The following is a 704-nucleotide window of genomic DNA, read 5'->3' as shown; positions in this document are numbered from 1 at the left end:
GCGCGGATAGTATGAAAGTCGCTGGTGACAATGGCAATGGGTGCCTCTTTATCAATACCATGCTGTTCAAGTATGACTTGACTGTAGACCAAATTCTCTTCAGTACTGGTGCTTTTGCCTTCTTGATAAATATGATCTAGTGGAATGTCATGTGCTTGCTGCAAGTAAGTCGCCATGATGTCCGCTTCACTGCGCGTGCGCTCATAGCCCACGCCGCCACTCGTAATAATGAGCACTTGTGGTTGCTGCTCGATCAGTTGTGCTGCCGTATCCAAGCGACTAGCAAGGGTAGGGGTCGGTTTACCATCGACCGTCCCAGAACCGAGTACAATAATAGCTGCTACAGGTGGTAAATCTTGTTTACCCTGTGCAATTTGCTGCTGCAATGAATAAACAAAGACCAAAAAGCTAACGAGCCATAACCCAAACATCAGCCATAATCCGTACCAAATACGCCGCAATAAAGGATTGTTGGAAAGCATTTTCGTAATTAAGGGCGCAAACAGTCCATGGCCTACAAAAACCACACCTATCAAAAAAGGCAGCACTGTACCAAAATTAATCTTATCAACAGCCATCAAAGCAACGCAGTCGATAATGAGTATCACCCCAAGTACGGTTAATAAAATACGTAATAACCCACACATAAATTTGTTATCCAATCAGCGCTGATAGAAGAGTTGCGCTGTGTATAGTTGTCAGAT

At 44.3% G+C, this 704-nt stretch carries 1 protein-coding gene; it reads right to left on the bottom strand.

Going from position 1 to position 704, the window contains the following annotated elements; all coding sequences use genetic code 11:
- A partial coding sequence (locus ACS8FC_RS17550; RefSeq protein WP_439297731.1) for a YdcF family protein occupies nucleotides 1–647 on the bottom strand: 647 nt, incomplete at its 3' end.
- Nucleotides 648–704 lie beyond the last annotated feature (57 nt).

It is taken from the genome of Psychrobacter sp. 1Y4 (assembly GCF_051847555.1).
The sequence above is the reverse complement of the archived record's forward strand: the minus strand, read 5'-3'. Positions and strand labels throughout refer to the sequence as shown.